Origin of the sequence: Sphingobacterium sp. B16(2022) (assembly GCF_012030425.1) — a bacterium.
Lineage (GTDB): Bacteria > Bacteroidota > Bacteroidia > Sphingobacteriales > Sphingobacteriaceae > Sphingobacterium > Sphingobacterium anhuiense.
Map to the genome: position 1 here is coordinate 1,945,935 of NZ_JAAUVN010000001.1, position 16,629 is coordinate 1,962,563.

Here is a 16,629-nt window from a genome sequence, read left to right on the forward strand (position 1 = left end):
AGTTTAATATGATGCACATGTGTTCAAAACAACTACTGAACACATGTGTATTTTTTATTTATAAATAGAATTTTTAAGTATATCCACTGCTTTCATCAATTCTTCTTCATTGAGTGATGCAAAACCAAATCTGACAGCATTGTAATCTGAATTATTCCCTTGATTATAAACGCTTCCCATAATTTTTAGGCCTTTGGAAGAAGCTTTTTCAATTATTTTAGTTAATTCGAGATTTTTATTGAATTCCAGCCATAATGCCATCCCCCCGTTAGGTCGTGTAAATTTAATTGATTCACTTAATTGTGAACTTAATAAATCTGTCAAAAGGTAGCAACGTTGACGATAAACCTTATTTGCTTTTTGTATCAACCTTGTCAATTCACCGTTCTTTATTAATTCAGATACTACTTTTTCTGTAAAAACATCGCCTCTTAGATCAATAAGCATGCGTTTCCTTGCAGCAGCTTGTACAAATTTTGCAGAGGCAACGAGGTAACCTAATCGAAAAGGTGTTCCCAAAACTTTAGTAAGAGATCCGATATAAATAATGTTTCCCTCATGATCGCCACTGGCTAATGGTAAGTAAGGCTCATATTGAAACTGAAAATCATAATCATAGTCATCTTCAATAACTGCAAAGCGATACTCCTTTATTAACTTTAGCAAATGATTTCTACGCTCCAAACTCATAGTAACAGTAGTAGGGTGATGATGATGTGGGATCACGTAAATTAATTTTATGTCATGTTTTTTAAGGATCTCTTCAACCTTTTCGGTATCCATACCATGACTGTCAACAGGTACCCGAATTAATTCTGCTCCAAGACTTTCAAAAAGCATGTTTGCAAAAAAATAGCTCGGATCACTAACAATGACCTTATCTCCCGGTTTTATAATTAATGATGCAGCTACATATATTGCCATTTGTGCTCCTCTTGTAGTAAGCAGATTTTCAACCTTAATATCTATTCCTCTGGTCTGATTTAAAAAATTGCACAGGGCATTTCTAAACTCTGCAGCACCTTCAAGTTCCCAGCCAGAATTTAATTTTTTAAGAGATGAATAATCCAACGCCTTTCTATATTCTCCTAACATTGCATTTGCAGGGATTAAAGATATATCCGGAAAACCATCATCAACTACAATGTCAGCTTTCCTGGATAGAGATACAGGATAGGTAAAGCCTGCAAATTCATCAAATCCAAATCCCGGATCAGCTTCGTATGTAGCTATCCGTCCATTGTTGTAAGACCTTGGTCTAACTACAGGCAAATTGGGTGATACAATAAATCCTTTACGGGGCAAATTATCAATCCAATCCTCAGAAACCAAGGCTTCATAAGCAGCCACAATTGTTTTACGGTGTAAGTCTAAATCAAATGCTAATGAGCGGGTGCTTGGTAATTCTGTACCGGGTAAAAGCTTTCCCTCTTGTATAAGACGTATTAATTGTATAGCTATCTGTTTAAAAACAGCTATGTTGCTTTTTTTGTCTATAACGAGAAGATTTTTATAAGGAAGCATACAGGAAATAGATATCAGATTACATGATATCAAAAATAATCAAAATATAGCTAAAATTCATTAAAAACAGCTGGACTATCTATTTATATCTTTCTGGTCCGTCATATAGGTTTTTACGTGAGATAACTTTGCATAGTTAATTACTAGAACAAATGAAAAAATCGTATCCAATCATCCAATTATTGCTTCGCTATTCTGTAGGGATCGGATTTCTATTGCCTGTGATGGATCGCTTGGGCTATTTTGGTGCTCCCGGCGAAACGAATGTTATATGGGGAAACTGGACCAGTTTCGTTGCTTATACCCATCAATTAATGCCATATGTTGATTTGAAAACAGCTTCTTTTTTTGGCTTCTTGGCTACTGCTATTGAGATTATCTGTGGTATTTTGTTATTGGTTGGTTACAAAGTTAGGTATGCAGCTCTGGCTAGTTTCGGGTTGACATTCATATTCGCAATAAGCATGATGTTTTTTCTCCATTTTCGAGCACCATTCAATTTTTCAGTATTTGTTGTAAGTTTCTCAAGCTTGCTCTTGTCCACATTACCTCATTTTTCATGGAGTATAGATAACTATTTCTATCAACGTAACAAATCACATCAATAATATTCATTAAATCAATTTCAAATAGCATGTCAAAAAGATTAAACATTAAAGAACTTATTCCGGATACCTATCAAATTATTATGCAACTGTCCGAGTTTGTATCAAAAACCGGAATAGATAAATTACAACAGGAGCTGATCAAAATTCGGGCTTCACAAATAAACGGGTGTGCCTTTTGTATGAGCATACATAGCAGAGAGGCACTGAAACATGGTGAAGATCCTAAAAGATTGTACGTTTTAAGTGCTTGGAGAGAGGCTAAAAATTGGTTTAGCCCAGAAGATCAAGTTATTTTAAAGCTTACTGAAGAGATAACATTAATAGCTGATAATGGTCTGTGCGATGAAACTTATCAAGAAGCCGTTTCACTTTTCGGAGAAGACATGACAGCTAAACTAATTATGGCTGTGATAACTATCAATGCGTTGAACCGTATGGGGGTATCCCAAAGCTTGCATCCAATTGGTTAATACTAAGACAAAAAAATAAAATGAAGAAAATTTTAATCATTAATGCCAGTGCTCGTAAAGAGCGGTCATTAAGCAGGTATATGACGAATATATTTGTGGAAACCTGGAAAGTAAAAAATCAGAATGATGTTATCTTTTACCGAGAGGTTGGACAGGAACAAATTCCCCATGTGAGTGAAAAATGGATAGCAGGAGCCTTTAAACCATCTGAACTGAGAACTGCAGAAGACTTAGAAGCTCTCAAAATAAGCGATAAATTGATTGCAGAACTTAAAGATGCCGATATAATTGTGTTAGGCACCCCCATGTACAATTGGTCTGTACCTAGTGCTCTGAAAGCATACATAGATCAGGTACTAAGAGTACAGGAAACTGTTCTTATTAGCAAAGATGATCCCCTAAATCCATATAAAGGACTGATGAAAAACAAAAAAGTATATCTGTTGATGGTTCGGGGCAACTTTGGTTACGAGCCAGGAGAGTTCTATGAACACATGGATTTTCAAACAAACTATTTAAAGACAGTTTTCAGGATCATGGGTATAGATGATGTGGAACACCTTGCCATAAATGGTGTAGATGCACAAGCACGGGATTTGGAGTCTGTTGCAGAAAGAGTCAGGTTTTTGATCAATAATTAGTTTAAAAAATAATGTTATGGGCACTATAGACTTCATAATAGCAAAAACAAAAGATCAAATTATTTTTTGTAAAAATGTACTCTTTGCCTTCAGAACAAATCTTGATGAAGCGACCTATATCGATCAGATACAGCGTATGATTGCTCATGAAAATTTCAAACTGGTGTATATACCTAACGAAGACAACACAAAGGTTGCTGCATTTATAGGTTATAGGGTGATGAATACACTTAGAACAGGTCGAATGATTTACATTGATGACCTCTATACCAATCCTGAGCATAGAGGTAGAGGTTATGCAAGAGCATTACTTGATTATGTAGACGAAGAAGCCACGAAAACCGATATAGCGTCGGTACATCTCGACAGCGGATATACGCTTTATGATGCTCACAGGCTTTACCTAAATAAAGGATATGTACTTGCCTGCAATCATTTTGCAAAAACAACGGTATTGTCTCTTTAAACACTTAGCACTTTTGCACTAATGTTAACATAAAAAATGAAATAACTATGAATGCTGAATTAATCGCAACATCCGCCAGCGGACTGGCTTGGACTGTTGTCTATATAGCACTGATATACCGTGGCATAAAAGACAAAACGTATGGTATGCCACTCGTTCCTCTGGCCTTAAATTTCGCATGGGAACTTGTTTTTTCTTTAATTTATCCTCCAGCAGATACAGGGTTAGCCGGCACTGTAATCAATGCTATTTGGATGATTTGTGATATAGGTATTGTTGCCTGCTATTTCGTGTATAGCTACAAATACTTTTATCAGCGTTATGAGATTTCAAAGTTATCATGGCTTACTTATTCCGTAGCAGCATTTTTGGTAGCCTTTGGTATTATGTTTACAGGAGGTCCATTTTTTGGACAATTTGCCACCTACTTTAAATCAGATATTTTTCACGGAGCAATTTTCATTGCCTACATACAAAACCTGATCATATCTGTTTGTTTCTTATTAATGATATGGGAGCGTAAGAGTTCTGAAGGACAATCACTAACTATTGGTGTTTTTAAATGTATTGGTACCGGTCTGACTGTCGGTATTTATTATCTTTTTATACTCCATCAAGGACAGGCCTATCTAATGAATATTATTATCGGCTTCACTTTTCTGTTAGACCTCATCTATATAATGACTATTTATAAACAACTAAAACGGGAAGGTAAAAATCCGTGGAAGAGATTATAAACTACCTAATTGTAAATTTTCAATACATTCAGAAATGAAAAAACAATCCTCAAAATCTAGAAGAAACTTTATTCAGTCATTAGCTGCTGGAACTATTTTACTTTCTTTGAGCCCCTTAGTTGGAGTGGCGCAGACAAAACAGGATGAATTGCCTGCACTAAAGAGCAATGGAAATAAACTTATCCTGGGTATGGTTGTATTTGATGGTTTTCAATTGCTCGATGTTTTTGGTCCATTGGAGATGTTTGGTTCGCTAAGAGATAAGGTTGAAATTTTGATTATTGGAGAACGTCACGGACTGGTTAAAAGCAGTGCAGGTCCATCGGTGGTTATTGATTGTACTTTTGATGAAGTTAAAACTTTAAACATTCTGATGGTACCTGGCGGAGGCGGAACCAGAAGAGAAGTTAATAATGGAGCTTTGATAGATGCCTTCAAAAAATTAGCTGAGAGTGCTCCGCATGTCGCATCTATCTGTACAGGAGCTGCCATACTAGCAAAAACAGGTTTAATAGATGGTTTAAAAGCAACTACGAATAAACGGGCATTTAAATGGGCTACCAGCCAAAGTGATAAAGTAACATGGGTTAAAGAGGCCCGCTGGGTAGAAGACGGAAAATTTTTTACTTCCTCAGGTATTTCGGCAGGAACAGATATGGCATTGGCACTTATACAAAAAATTTTTGGACGCGACACGGCGATTAGAATAGCAAATGGCGCAGAGTATGAATGGAACGAAGATTCCCTTCACGATCCTTTTGCAAAACTAAATGGTCTTGTGGATTAGCCCAATACAGTAAGGAAATACATTTTACGTCAATTCACTGTATTCCACAAAAAACAAATAAACGATTCATTTAAAATTAAAAGAAAATTAATATGATAACTATTTCCAACGAACAAAACGTACTAACCCTCATTAGTGTTTTTGAAGTTTTACCCGAAAATCAAGAAAATCTACTAAAACTACTTGTTTCTTGTACAGATCAATTTGTTGCTGACTGTGCAGGATTTATCTCTGCAAGTTACCATTGTAAATCGTCAGCATAATTTGGACACAATTGATTGAAAACTAAGCGAGTGTTTTCCTAAAAAAGCTTTAACTTTAATCATCATGGGAAGACCAAAAAAAACAACCCCCGAAAACTTCATTAAGGATTTACGACGTAGTACGCGAAGAATCTTTACGGCAGAGCAGAAAATTCTGATCGTTATGGAAGCATTACGTGCAGAAAACTCAATTGCTGAGATTTGTCGTAAGCACAGTATTAACGAGTCTCAGTTCTATAAATGGAACAAAGAGTTCTTAGAGGCTGGAAAAAAGAGACTTGAAGGCGATGTCACGCGAGAGGCAACATCAGATGAAGTGGCAGACTTACGCAAAGAAAACGCCAGGTTGAAAGAAATGGTTGCCGATCTGGTGCTACGCTATGATATCGTAAAAAAAAGCTTGGATCTACTGGATTAACCGATAAATACAAATAGTTAGGTAGCTTATCGATTTTATCCAAGTGCTTCATAAGATACATCCATTGATCCAGAATCGTCGGTAAATCGGCTTTAGCTTTATTAAAATTAGGTAATACAAGCATCTTGTAACTCAACTTAGGATATAGCACCTCCTGATCGAATTCGTCAATAATCTTACCACTATAAAAGTACTTATCACTATTGGCAACATCCAAACGAAAGCCTAAAACAGCGATAAAATAAATTGGCGGTAACTCATAATTATCTCCTTTCTTTCCTTTTTTAGCTAGACGACTAATGGTCCTAGAGGTGTAACCCACCGCACGATCAAAAAAGAAATCCTGATTCTGCAATTGCATCTCTACTAGAAAAACTTCTCCACCTACACCAACACATCGCAAATCAAAAATAACTTTGCGCTCATTAGGTTCATCGCCATCTTCCTCCACATTGCTATAGGTAAGATCCTCTACAACATGTTCGCCTTCTAAAATACTATTCAGAAAATTAATTAGGTTACCCTTATTCTCCTCTCGACCGAAATAAAATTTCCAACCGAAGTCACTTAAGATATCGATGTACTTCGAAAGGTTACTTATCTTTACACTCATAATGGTATATTACTGGTTATCAAGTAAAAATAAAAAACAAAACCTTTTAAACCAAATAATTTAGCAAAAATACTAAATTATTTATCAAATCAAATAGTTCTCTACTTACTGTTAAAAGAATAGGAAAAAACGTTTGTTGTTGGGTAAAATAGTTGTGAATACTAAAAAGAAAAGCCACATCTCTCGACGTGGCTTTGAATAAACATATGAAATTTACTTAACTTACTTATACGAGTTGATAGATTGAGATACTTTCCAGTTACCACCGTCATTGACCAATGTGATTAAATCGGTCTTGGTAAACCCTTCAAATTGTTGGGTTACTTTTGCCACCATGTAGTCACTGGATTGCTCAACAATGGTAGTGCTTGTTTTACAGTTCAGCTGCTCCCCTTTTTGTTTTTTCAAGAATGAAATAACTTCTGAACGGCTGTTGATCCTATCTGTTGAGGCATGTACTTTCTGTTTAAAATCTGAGGTAAACAACTGCTCTACTCCTGCCGACTGTCCTTCGGTCATAACCGCAACGTAATGATCAATGGCTAGATCTGCTGTGGATAGATTGACGACCGCTTTTTTAGAGTTGTCTCCTAGTGGTTTGCCTGCTGCCATAGTGAATGTTGATACTGCGATCAAGGCTGCTGCTGCGAATGTTTTTGCTATAGTTTTCATAATGTCTTTATGTTATATTGTTAGTTGCTATTTGTTTGTTGATTCAAAAGTAGGGTGTAAATCGTCCCTACCCTATCGCAATTAGACTAAACCAACTAAAAACTCGGTGAATGGTGGAAATGGGTAGGTGAAGTGGTTGAACCTGAAATGGGGTTATTATGCTGTCGTCCACTTGTCAATAACAAAGGCACAAAAAAAACCGCTTGGTCATCCCAAACGGTTCAGTATAATTTAGAACGATGTTCTATTTCAATTTTTCGATATCCTCGATGGAAAGTCCGGTACCTTTAGCAATTTGCTCTACAGGTAAACCCATCTCTTAAATTCTAATGCAATTAAAATAGCTTTTTGACGCTCACCTTTCTCGATACAATGCTTCTCTGCTTTATCCAATAAATAGCATAGAAATGAAAGAACTCTTGTTAAGAAGAGTCATTCTGGGAGCAGATCTTGAAAAGAAATACATAAACAAAAAATGATTGTAAGAATTCAGACCAATCTAATAAATGGTTTAAATATTTGTTTAATTTTGTTTTAGTTATCTTATAAAATTATAACCAGATTATGAAAAAGGTGTTTACGGTCATTGTATATTTAATCCATATTTCAATAGCATTTGCACAACAGTCTAAAGTTGAAAATATAGACAGTATCTCCAATTATTTCAAAGAAATTAAATATGTAACAAAACAAGGAGTAAAATTATGGAATAGGGATTTATATGGAAGTATTTTATTAGTTAATCCTGAAAATCGCCTACTATACAGTAATGAGCCTGATATTAAGAATACTTTAAAGCTACAAAAAGATATTTATGTTGGTACATTACCCGACAGCATTAATATTGCAAATACCTCAATGCAATGGAATGGCAAAACTTGGGCAATGATAATGCTTCCTCTGTCTAAAGATAGATATGACAGAATCAACTTATTAGCTCACGAGCTTTTTCATACAGTGCAGATTTCTTTGGGATTTACCCAATATAACAAAGAAAGTAACCATTTGGAGCTGAAAGATGGAAGAATATATTTACGGTTGGAATTGGAGGCTCTCAAGAAAGCGATCCTTTCTAATACACAGAAAGAGCAAACCAAGCATTTAACCAATGCCTTTATTTTTAGAAAGTATAGAAATGCTATTTTCCCCGAATCTTATGACACTGAAAATCAACTCGAACTTAACGAGGGTCTTGCAGAATATACAGGTTTTATGATTAGCAATAGAAATAAAGAGGCTACAAAACAGCATTTTGTCAATAGTGTAAATACTTTTATCAAAAATCCTACCTATGTGCGGTCTTTTGCTTATAATACTACTCCTATATATGGTAATTTTCTACGTAAAAAGGATAAATATTGGAATCAAAAAATATCTGCTGATAATAACCTAACAGATTTTTTTATTGAAAATTTAAATATTAAGATACCTACTGATTTAAAAGCTACTGTTGTGAAAATTTTTAAAGAATATAACGGCGAAGAAATTATTCAGGAAGAAGAAATAAGAGAGGCAAAAATAAAAATAAGAATAGCAGAATATAACTCTAAATTTATAGAGCAACCACATTTTGAAATAGGTTTTGAAAATATGAATATTTCTTTTGACCCACGCAATATACTTCCAATCGGTGATAAAGGAACAGTTTATCCGAATATGAGAGTAACAGATAACTGGGGGATTCTTGAAGTGAATAATGGTGCTTTAATGTTCCCTAATTGGAATAAAATATCTATCAGTATTCCTACCAAAATAAATGATCAATTAATAGAGGGGGACGGTTGGTCATTACAATTAAATAAAAATTATACTGTTATAAAAGATGAAACAAGCAGTAATTATATCCTTGTTAAAAATAAGAATACCTCCCGCTTGTAGGAGCTGTTACACCTCTGCATCGATTAAGCAAGCTATATACAAATGAAATTGGTTTATGTCTATATTATTTAAAATGACACCATACATTTTAACACACCTATTTCTTATTTTTTCTATGCACTCAAATGGACAAGTAAAGGATAAAGCTAAGTATAACTATGACTTGTATTTACCGAAGGATTATAGTTCTAGTGGAAAAAAATATCCGCTCTTAATTTATCTACATGGAGGATCGCAAAGAGGAAATGACATAAATAAGCTTAAAGTGTACGGAATGCCCTACCTAATACAAAAGGGACATGATTTTGATTTTATAATTGCTTCTCCACAATGTCCCGCTGACAAATATTGGTCATCAGAGAATTGGTTTGAACCTCTTTACTCTGATCTAATGTCTCAATATAGAATCGACACCAGTAGGATTTACTGTACTGGCATCAGCATGGGTGGCTATGGGACATATATAGTTGCCCTGGATTTTCCCGATACCTTTGCGGCTATTGTACCATTGTGTGGTGGAATTAACGATAGTGATACGATGAGAGTATGCAACCTTAGTAAGACACCGATCTGGACATTTCATGGTACTGCTGACGATCAAATCTCTATCAATGAGACAGAACGAATTGTCAATGGCTTGAGGAAATGTAATGAAAAAATAAGATTTACCAAATTAAAAGACAGAGGACACGGGATTGAAGATTTATATGAAACTAAACCGGAAATATATGAATGGTTGCTTAAGAACAAAAAGTAGCTATTGGAGTTGCTAACTCTGTACACCGACGAAGTTGGATATCTGTATATTTGTTACTTTTTGTAATCAGCTTTCTGGATATGATGGGTTACTTAGGGACATTCATCTCGATATTTAATGCCAGTTCACCAAGGTTAGCAACATTCGTATTGCTCAGAATAATAATCGTAGTTTTTTTATTCAAAAATTTCATCCACACTACGTTAATACCCATTATTTGTCCATATCTTTCCATTCGTCTTTCATCCTCCAGACCTTTAATCCATACCCCATAACCATAATTATCAAGTCCGGGAGTAAGCATTGAATCAAGACTTCTTTTACTTATTAATTTTAGTCCATACAGAGCGTTCGAGAATTTCAGTAGATCTGAAGGTGAACAATACATTGCACCAGCGGCATACCAGTTTTCTATAAACATAGGTAAACTATTAATGAAAATAGATGAATTTTTGTCCTTAAAATAAGTACTTGCTAGATTTTTTATTATATCTTTCTCATGCATTACGCCCGAATTATGCATGTCCAAAGGTCTTAATATCTTTTCATACAACACCTCTTCATAAGTTTTACGATAGATCTTTTCAATGATTTTCCCTAAAATTATGTAATCTGCATTATTGTAAGTGAACTTAGTGCCTGGTTTATTTGCAAGAGGTTTATCCCAAAAACTTTTTAAAATCTGATCTGAAGTAAGCGGAGTCTGAAATATACCCAAACCATATTTCATCGCGTTATCTACACTTGAAACTGTATCTATGAGCATAACTCCCGAATTATGGTTAAGCAGCTGATGTAAGGTAACTTTTAAACTTACTTTATCTGGATATTCAGGTAAATAAGTCTTAAAAGGTTTATTTAACTCCAGCTTTCCCTGCTCTACCAGTTGAAGGATCAGGACTGCTGTAAAAGCCTTTGTTATCGATGCAATATTGTAGATAGTTTCATTGTTTATTGGAAAATCAAATCTTCGATCCGCTATACCAAAGCTCTCATGGTAGATTATAGCAGAATCCTGTTGAACTAGTATAGTTCCGTCAAAACCATTCTTCGTTACATAAGATTGAATAAAGGATTTCAGAGAGTCTTGTTGTGCTACTGAGTTGTAATGGAATATTATCGTTAAAATAAAAATGATCAGATATTTCATTTTGGTTTTCATGTATATTGGATATAAAGCATTCATTCTTGTTTCGAATTAATATTTCGCGTGATAAATATCAATAGATTTGCCAAATACTCAATCAACTTTTAATGAATGTCTTACAAGGATTCGTGATGTCCGATATCGGACGATTAATGTCAGATAATGGACATTAGTGATATATATCTATCAATTTATTTCAAAGCTACTTTACTATATAAAAAGACATTTCTATTTACACTAGAAGGATTCAGTCTTTATTCGGGACTGCTTCACCACTTTTTCGAAACGCCTCTACTGTTTCTCTACCCTGCCTATACCTTGCCTATACTGTTTTTGTAGAGGCAAGGTAGACAACCAGTAGAAAAACAGTAGAGGCACAGTAGACATCTCCCGAAGCCTTCTCGAACAGCGTACGAATAGGTACTGAAGCTGACTACTATAATATTCATTTGAAAAATGGTGAAATACTTTTACGCACTAACTTATCTATTCTTTTCTTCGTAGCCCCAAATTGGTTAAATGAAGGGGGGTGATTAGTTCGTTTGGATAGAATCGGACTAAAACAGCAAATGACAGATGTAATTTGCTGAAAAAACATACCGATGAATAAACTTATAATTTTGTTTTCAATCCTACTTTGTATGGTATTATCATCTAAAGTGGTAAATGCACAGCTGCAGCATCATGATGTTCCAACACCTGCAATGGATCAATTGCTCAAAAAAATAGAAGGTGTACTCCAACAGGAACATATGCCGGGTTTGATGATTGCTATTATCAAAAACGACAGCACATTATTTTCAGGTGGATTGGGATATGTCGATTTAGAGCAAAAAATAAAAGTTGATAGCACAACACGATTTCATCTTGCATCTGTGACAAAATTTTTTGTTGCAATCGGGATCCAGAATCTAATAGCTGAGGGTAAACTGAAACTTAGCGATCGACTGCAGGCCATTGCTCCCGAAATCCCATACTCGAACAAATGGGAGTCGACTCACCCTGTAAGACTTGTACATCTCCTGGAACACACAGCAGGTTTTGAAGATATTATGCTGAATAAGATGGTCAATATGACAGGAAAACCGTTAAAGGGAATCAATGCCGTACAGGACCAAAAAAATTCGCTTACTTCCCGCTGGAAACCTGGTGAAAGGATGTCATATTCTAATCCAGGCTATAATGTTTTGGGGTACATCATTGAGAAAGTTTCCGATATTCCATGGAATGCATATATCCAACAGACACTGCTTAAACCTTTAGCAATGAATAGTACCTTGTTTGATTTAAGTGGCGAAAGTCTACAGCACTATGCTAAGGGATATGATTTTAGGAATGGCAAGTATACACTACTTCCGCTTTATATACCTAGTAGCAACGGTGCTTCTAGTGCACTGGTATCGAACGCATCGGATATGACCAGATTTATGCGGTTCCTCCTGGATCCTGGTAAGAGTTACGCTGACGTTCTACTTCGTGAACATGATTTTCTCGAAATGGAAAAAGTACACAGCACCTTGGCAAGCCAACACGGATTACAGACAGGATATGCCCTGGGTAATGATTTATTCCCGAATAATAAAAAAATAACTTTTAGAGGGCATAATGGTAAAGGTGAAGGTTTTAGCTCCTGGATATTTTTTAATAGAGAGGCCGGATTGGCATATACTATTTCTACCAATTGCAATACAAATTTATGGCCTGTATCGGAACTGATTGAAGATTTTTTAACTAAAAATATGGAGATTCCCAAAATACACACTGTAAAAATAGATCAGTCGAAGATTGGACCTATGCTGGGATATTATCAATTTATGAACCCTAAAAATGAGCGCTGGGAGTTCTACAGAAGAATATTCGAAGGGATTAACCTGTTGGCCATTGATAACGATAAACTTATAATTGATAAAGGAAATGGACAGGTAGACTCCTTGCTTCATATAGGGAATGGTCTTTTTCACTTGAAAGGTGATATAATTCCCTCATTTGTTATCGGCCATGATAATGAGGGACACCCGTTCTTTCAAGGTTATGGTAACAGGTTTTATAGTAAAGCTTCTTATTTACCAATTTTATTGCAAAAGATCCCTATTTACCTTGGCTTGATCGCTGCTTTGCTCTCCATAGTCTATACGATAATCGGAATTCCATTAGCATTTTTTAAAAAAATAAAATTCATAGATCTATGCTTGGTGCTATTACCATCCCTGGGCATAGTCTCTTTCCTAATCTCCTATCGTATATTGGGGGTGACTGATGCGATTCACAAGGAACTTTATACGACCCTAAATAGCACAACTTTATCCATTTTCGCTGGTATGCTTTTTTTCGGAGTCAGTGTTGTGGTTGGCGCATACTTATTGTACAAACGCTGGTCACAGCTAGGTAGAAAATGGATAAAATTTACCTTGGCTTTCAACATCATATTCTTGTTGTATCTGGCGGTACTATTTTCAATACATGGCTGGATTGGAATTCCGATCTGGAGCATGTAGATTTTAATTTTCGTGGAAATATCATAAATTTATGAAAACAATCTAAAAAATCTGATGGCTGAAATAAATACCTTATCTTCTTTCAATGCCTTTTCAGCTGGAGCATTATGGCTATTAGGATCCCTGCTTTTTATCGGGTTTGATAAAGTGAATATCCGAGCTAACCGATGGCTCGGGGCATTTTATGGTATCCTGGCATGCAATTTTACCCAACTTTTCCTTGAAGAGTTTAGAATTGGAGGCAGCTTGCTTATTCATCTAATGGAACTGCCTAGATGGGCTATGCTCCCCTGTCTATATATGGCGGTACATCATTATGTATCGCCTTCTTTAAATAAAAAGGAATGGTTTCTTCATTTCCTTCCTTTCCTTCTTTTCCTTCTGTTTTCTTTTGTCTACTTAATGCCACACCTCTTTAATCAGGAATATGATCTGCCTATATTACCACCTTGGATTGGGTTTATCATCCGGTATTTTTTCTTCGTCCAGATGATTTATTATTGGATCGCTTGTTTTTCTCTGCTCCGTCGTCATCAAAGGAACTTAAAAATGTTGGCTTCGTTTACCGATAAGATAGATCTGAAATGGCTGAGCTATCTGTTGCTTTCCGTGCTTTTCATGATTCTTATCCGTATAGTGAGTATGTCCAACGTTAACGTAACTTATTATTCCCCGATACTATATTTTTTGGGTATAATCATTTTGGCATATGCAACACTTACTCAAAAATCAATTTATGCTTTAGAAACGTATCAGCCTGCGGAAAAAGAGGAAATGATACCAAAAAAAATAAGCAATGAACGGCTTACTATAGAGCAGGTTGAAGAACTCAAATCTATCGTGATGCGAAAAACAGTCGGCGAAAAACTATATCTCGATCCAAGCCTGACACTTTCAGTGCTTTCAGGGAAAATAGGCATCAGCACACATGAACTTTCCTATATTCTTAATAATGGGATTGGAAAGAATTTTTATCAGTTTATAAATGAGTTACGGACGGAAGAGGCAAAATCACTTTTATTATCGGAAGACACCAAGCATTTGGATATGTTCGGTGTTGCTATCAGAGCTGGATTTAACTCCAAAACGACATTTTATACCACCTTTAAAAAAGCTACTGGCCTCACTCCAAAGGAGTACATTAAAGCAAATTCAGACGCTTCCAGATAGCAATTATGTTCACCTGTATCCATCCGAACTGCTTCTGAACAACAAAGGATTATCATTGCTTCATAAAAAAAACAATTATGAAAACAATGAAATTATTCAAATCTGCAACTACCTCAAAAATCTGTGTAATTGTAGCGAATCTCTTATTTGGAAGCACATCCCTTTCAACTCACTGTTTTGCGCAGCATTCAGGTGGTATTGTACAGGAAGAGAGTCGACAATCTAAAACGGTACCCTTGGATCAGCTGTTAGGGTACTACCAGCTTCCTAATAAGATTGCTTTTATTGAGTTTGCACTTAAAGACGAGCTTCTTTTTGCCAAACAATTATGGGATAACAAAGAATACCAACTGATCCGGATTAATGAAACGAATTTCGAGTCAAAAGAGGAAGGTCACAAAATTGAATTCCTAAAAGACAGCTCTGGTCATTTTAATCATGCGAAGATACTGGGAAGGATAACGATGACAAAAGTAGGATTTGATCCAAAAAAAACTAAACAGTTATCTGTCGAACAACTTGGACGACTAGAAGGGAATTACACCTTGAATGATGACAATAATCTTAAGATAAATATCCGTTCTTCGGGAAGCGGATTGATGCTAAAGCAACTATGGGATAATAAAGAGATTGCGTTTACGCCCCGGTCCGAAACTTTTTTCTTGAATGATGACGGCACCTTCCCGCTTACGTTTTTATTGAGCGAAGGTGAAGCTATGCAGGTCACTTGTTTTGAAAATGATATATGGATAAAAGTAAAATAGGTCATGATGATCAACCGAAGGTTTTTTAAGTTCTTTTCTATTTGGTGTTTGCTTGCCATTGGGACAAATCCTGCGGATGCGCAACAGGTGTCAGACGAAAATTTTAACTATCCAATTTCCACTCCTACATACACGAAAGGAAATGGTCCTTTGCTATTATTTGATGAGGCGCATAATAATGCATCGACGTTGAAAGGCGCCTACGCTGCGTTCAGCAAGTTGCTCCGAGATGATGGTTATAAGGTGGTGAGCAACACAGAAAAAATAAGCTGGGAGCTTTTAAAAAAAGCAAAGATCTACGTAACAGTGAATGCAATGTACGATTTGGAAGATTGGAACCTACCTGCAAGATCAGCTTTCTCTACAAAAGAGATGGATGAACTGTCAACATGGGTTGCAGCTGGAGGAAGTTTGTTCCTCGTAACGGATCATATGCCGTGTGGCGCTTCTGTCCATGATCTGGCAGGGAGATTTGGAATAAACATAATCAATGGTTTCGCACTTAGAAAGGATGGCTTACCGGAAGTGTTTTCAAAGGAAAGAAAGACACTTATCTCAAATCAGATTACCAGCTCTCCTGGCGAAGAGATCGACAGCATCATGTGCTGGGGAGGAACGGGGTTTATAGTTCCTTCACACGCTCATGTTATTTCTGCATTGGGAGATGACTACAATATTTATCTTCCGAGCAATGTTTCTCAAATAAAAAGACCGCTGCCGGACACGATTCCTTATATCTCAGGAAGAGGCTTAGTGAACGGTGCATATCTAAAATACGGCAAGGGCAGAGTTGTCATATTTGGAGATGGAGCTCCATTTTCTGCACAACTCCAAGGTATTAAAAGTGAGAAAAGAGGGATGAACCATCCTAGTGCCACACAAAATGCGCAGTTCCTGCTCAATATTATACATTGGTTGGATTGCAAATTTTAGGAATATATTGAAAACCTGTCCGAGACATCACCTACTTACAAAGTCTGCGATGTTTCGGATAACTTTTATGAAGACGTAAAATTGGAAAAAGTATACTTTTGGTAGACATTTCCCAAAGTCTTCCCGAACAGCGTGCGTATAAGTAGCGAAGCTGACTGCTATGATATTTAATCTGACTTCCCGAAAAGGTCTGCTTAAAGAAGAAAAGAAAATCTTATATTATTTTTATCTTTAACAAGAAGATTATAACCAATTTAAAGAAATGGAAGATTTACAGGACAAAGTT

Annotated in this window: 17 protein-coding genes and 1 pseudogene; 14 read left to right on the forward strand and 4 right to left on the reverse strand. The window is 35.9% G+C overall.

Going from position 1 to position 16,629, the window contains the following annotated elements:
• Window positions 1-54: 54 nt before the first annotated feature.
• On the reverse strand, window positions 55-1,524 hold the full coding sequence (locus HCX49_RS08550) for a PLP-dependent aminotransferase family protein (protein ID WP_168126814.1): 1,470 nt from the start codon (window positions 1,522-1,524) through the stop codon (window positions 55-57).
• Between the two features lie 152 nt (window positions 1,525-1,676).
• Between HCX49_RS08550 and HCX49_RS08555 the strand changes: the two genes are divergently transcribed.
• The 8 genes from HCX49_RS08555 to HCX49_RS25545 all read left to right on the forward strand — a co-directional run bounded on the left by HCX49_RS08555 (window position 1,677) and on the right by HCX49_RS25545 (window position 5,914).
• Complete coding sequence (locus tag HCX49_RS08555; RefSeq protein ID WP_168126815.1) at window positions 1,677-2,132, forward strand: DoxX family protein; 456 nt, start codon at window positions 1,677-1,679, stop codon at window positions 2,130-2,132.
• A 26-nt stretch (window positions 2,133-2,158) separates the two neighbouring features.
• Window positions 2,159-2,602 (forward strand): carboxymuconolactone decarboxylase family protein, encoded by a 444-nt coding sequence (locus HCX49_RS08560; RefSeq protein ID WP_168126816.1) that lies wholly within the window; start codon window positions 2,159-2,161, stop codon window positions 2,600-2,602.
• Between the two features lie 20 nt (window positions 2,603-2,622).
• Window positions 2,623-3,243: an FMN-dependent NADH-azoreductase gene (locus HCX49_RS08565; protein WP_168126817.1), complete on the forward strand. Its 621-nt coding sequence runs from the start codon at window positions 2,623-2,625 to the stop codon at window positions 3,241-3,243.
• A 16-nt stretch (window positions 3,244-3,259) separates the two neighbouring features.
• Entirely contained in the window at window positions 3,260-3,709 is a 450-nt protein-coding gene (locus tag HCX49_RS08570; protein WP_168126818.1) for a GNAT family N-acetyltransferase, read from the forward strand.
• 47 nt (window positions 3,710-3,756) lie between these two features.
• Window positions 3,757-4,446, forward strand: coding sequence for a hypothetical protein (locus HCX49_RS08575; RefSeq protein WP_168126819.1), 690 nt, complete (start codon window positions 3,757-3,759; stop codon window positions 4,444-4,446).
• A gap of 34 nt (window positions 4,447-4,480) precedes the next feature.
• Entirely contained in the window at window positions 4,481-5,233 is a 753-nt protein-coding gene (locus HCX49_RS08580; protein ID WP_168126820.1) for a DJ-1/PfpI family protein, read from the forward strand.
• Between the two features lie 92 nt (window positions 5,234-5,325).
• Window positions 5,326-5,496, forward strand: coding sequence for a hypothetical protein (locus HCX49_RS08585; protein WP_168126821.1), 171 nt, complete (start codon window positions 5,326-5,328; stop codon window positions 5,494-5,496).
• A gap of 64 nt (window positions 5,497-5,560) precedes the next feature.
• Complete coding sequence (locus tag HCX49_RS25545; protein WP_410528499.1) at window positions 5,561-5,914, forward strand: transposase; 354 nt, start codon at window positions 5,561-5,563, stop codon at window positions 5,912-5,914.
• A gap of 25 nt (window positions 5,915-5,939) precedes the next feature.
• On the opposite strand, the pseudogene HCX49_RS08590 reads toward HCX49_RS25545, so the two are convergent.
• Window positions 5,940-6,527, reverse strand: a pseudogene (locus HCX49_RS08590) (Rpn family recombination-promoting nuclease/putative transposase); the annotation flags it as partial.
• A 222-nt stretch (window positions 6,528-6,749) separates the two neighbouring features.
• Window positions 6,750-7,199, reverse strand: a complete 450-nt coding sequence (locus tag HCX49_RS08595) for a nuclear transport factor 2 family protein (RefSeq protein ID WP_132768857.1) — start codon at window positions 7,197-7,199, stop codon at window positions 6,750-6,752.
• Between the two features lie 564 nt (window positions 7,200-7,763).
• Between HCX49_RS08595 and HCX49_RS08600 the strand changes: the two genes are divergently transcribed.
• Both HCX49_RS08600 and HCX49_RS08605 read left to right on the forward strand, forming a co-directional pair.
• Window positions 7,764-9,077: a hypothetical protein gene (locus HCX49_RS08600; protein ID WP_132768859.1), complete on the forward strand. Its 1,314-nt coding sequence runs from the start codon at window positions 7,764-7,766 to the stop codon at window positions 9,075-9,077.
• 73 nt (window positions 9,078-9,150) lie between these two features.
• Complete coding sequence (locus tag HCX49_RS08605) at window positions 9,151-9,834, forward strand: prolyl oligopeptidase family serine peptidase (RefSeq protein ID WP_168126823.1); 684 nt, start codon at window positions 9,151-9,153, stop codon at window positions 9,832-9,834.
• 88 nt (window positions 9,835-9,922) lie between these two features.
• Here HCX49_RS08605 and HCX49_RS08610 read toward each other — a convergent pair whose 3' ends face one another.
• Window positions 9,923-10,996: a serine hydrolase domain-containing protein gene (locus tag HCX49_RS08610; protein ID WP_168126824.1), complete on the reverse strand. Its 1,074-nt coding sequence runs from the start codon at window positions 10,994-10,996 to the stop codon at window positions 9,923-9,925.
• Window positions 10,997-11,583: 587 nt separating this feature from the next.
• Between HCX49_RS08610 and HCX49_RS08615 the strand changes: the two genes are divergently transcribed.
• From HCX49_RS08615 to HCX49_RS08630, 4 genes are all read left to right on the forward strand, one after another.
• Window positions 11,584-13,476 (forward strand): serine hydrolase domain-containing protein, encoded by a 1,893-nt coding sequence (locus tag HCX49_RS08615; RefSeq protein ID WP_168126825.1) that lies wholly within the window; start codon window positions 11,584-11,586, stop codon window positions 13,474-13,476.
• A 54-nt stretch (window positions 13,477-13,530) separates the two neighbouring features.
• Complete coding sequence (locus HCX49_RS08620) at window positions 13,531-14,646, forward strand: helix-turn-helix domain-containing protein (RefSeq protein ID WP_132768867.1); 1,116 nt, start codon at window positions 13,531-13,533, stop codon at window positions 14,644-14,646.
• A 77-nt stretch (window positions 14,647-14,723) separates the two neighbouring features.
• Entirely contained in the window at window positions 14,724-15,410 is a 687-nt protein-coding gene (locus tag HCX49_RS08625; protein WP_132768869.1) for a hypothetical protein, read from the forward strand.
• A 3-nt stretch (window positions 15,411-15,413) separates the two neighbouring features.
• Window positions 15,414-16,343, forward strand: a complete 930-nt coding sequence (locus HCX49_RS08630; RefSeq protein WP_132768870.1) for a hypothetical protein — start codon at window positions 15,414-15,416, stop codon at window positions 16,341-16,343.
• The last annotated feature ends 286 nt before the right edge of the window (window positions 16,344-16,629 follow it).

Excerpts from the sequence above, each read along its gene's own strand:
- HCX49_RS08550 (WP_168126814.1), bottom strand. The coding sequence starts at position 1,524 with ATGCTTCCTTATAAAAATCTTCTCGTTATAGACAAAAAAAGCAACATA.
- HCX49_RS08555 (WP_168126815.1), top strand. The coding sequence starts at position 1,677 with ATGAAAAAATCGTATCCAATCATCCAATTATTGCTTCGCTATTCTGTA.
- HCX49_RS08560 (WP_168126816.1), top strand. The coding sequence starts at position 2,159 with ATGTCAAAAAGATTAAACATTAAAGAACTTATTCCGGATACCTATCAA.
- HCX49_RS08565 (WP_168126817.1), top strand. The coding sequence starts at position 2,623 with ATGAAGAAAATTTTAATCATTAATGCCAGTGCTCGTAAAGAGCGGTCA.
- HCX49_RS08570 (WP_168126818.1), top strand. The coding sequence starts at position 3,260 with ATGGGCACTATAGACTTCATAATAGCAAAAACAAAAGATCAAATTATT.
- HCX49_RS08575 (WP_168126819.1), top strand. The coding sequence starts at position 3,757 with ATGAATGCTGAATTAATCGCAACATCCGCCAGCGGACTGGCTTGGACT.
- HCX49_RS08580 (WP_168126820.1), top strand. The coding sequence starts at position 4,481 with ATGAAAAAACAATCCTCAAAATCTAGAAGAAACTTTATTCAGTCATTA.
- HCX49_RS08585 (WP_168126821.1), top strand. The coding sequence starts at position 5,326 with ATGATAACTATTTCCAACGAACAAAACGTACTAACCCTCATTAGTGTT.
- HCX49_RS25545 (WP_410528499.1), top strand. The coding sequence starts at position 5,561 with ATGGGAAGACCAAAAAAAACAACCCCCGAAAACTTCATTAAGGATTTA.
- HCX49_RS08595 (WP_132768857.1), bottom strand. The coding sequence starts at position 7,199 with ATGAAAACTATAGCAAAAACATTCGCAGCAGCAGCCTTGATCGCAGTA.
- HCX49_RS08600 (WP_132768859.1), top strand. The coding sequence starts at position 7,764 with ATGAAAAAGGTGTTTACGGTCATTGTATATTTAATCCATATTTCAATA.
- HCX49_RS08605 (WP_168126823.1), top strand. The coding sequence starts at position 9,151 with ATGACACCATACATTTTAACACACCTATTTCTTATTTTTTCTATGCAC.
- HCX49_RS08610 (WP_168126824.1), bottom strand. The coding sequence starts at position 10,996 with ATGAAAACCAAAATGAAATATCTGATCATTTTTATTTTAACGATAATA.
- HCX49_RS08615 (WP_168126825.1), top strand. The coding sequence starts at position 11,584 with ATGAATAAACTTATAATTTTGTTTTCAATCCTACTTTGTATGGTATTA.
- HCX49_RS08620 (WP_132768867.1), top strand. The coding sequence starts at position 13,531 with ATGGCTGAAATAAATACCTTATCTTCTTTCAATGCCTTTTCAGCTGGA.
- HCX49_RS08625 (WP_132768869.1), top strand. The coding sequence starts at position 14,724 with ATGAAAACAATGAAATTATTCAAATCTGCAACTACCTCAAAAATCTGT.
- HCX49_RS08630 (WP_132768870.1), top strand. The coding sequence starts at position 15,414 with ATGATGATCAACCGAAGGTTTTTTAAGTTCTTTTCTATTTGGTGTTTG.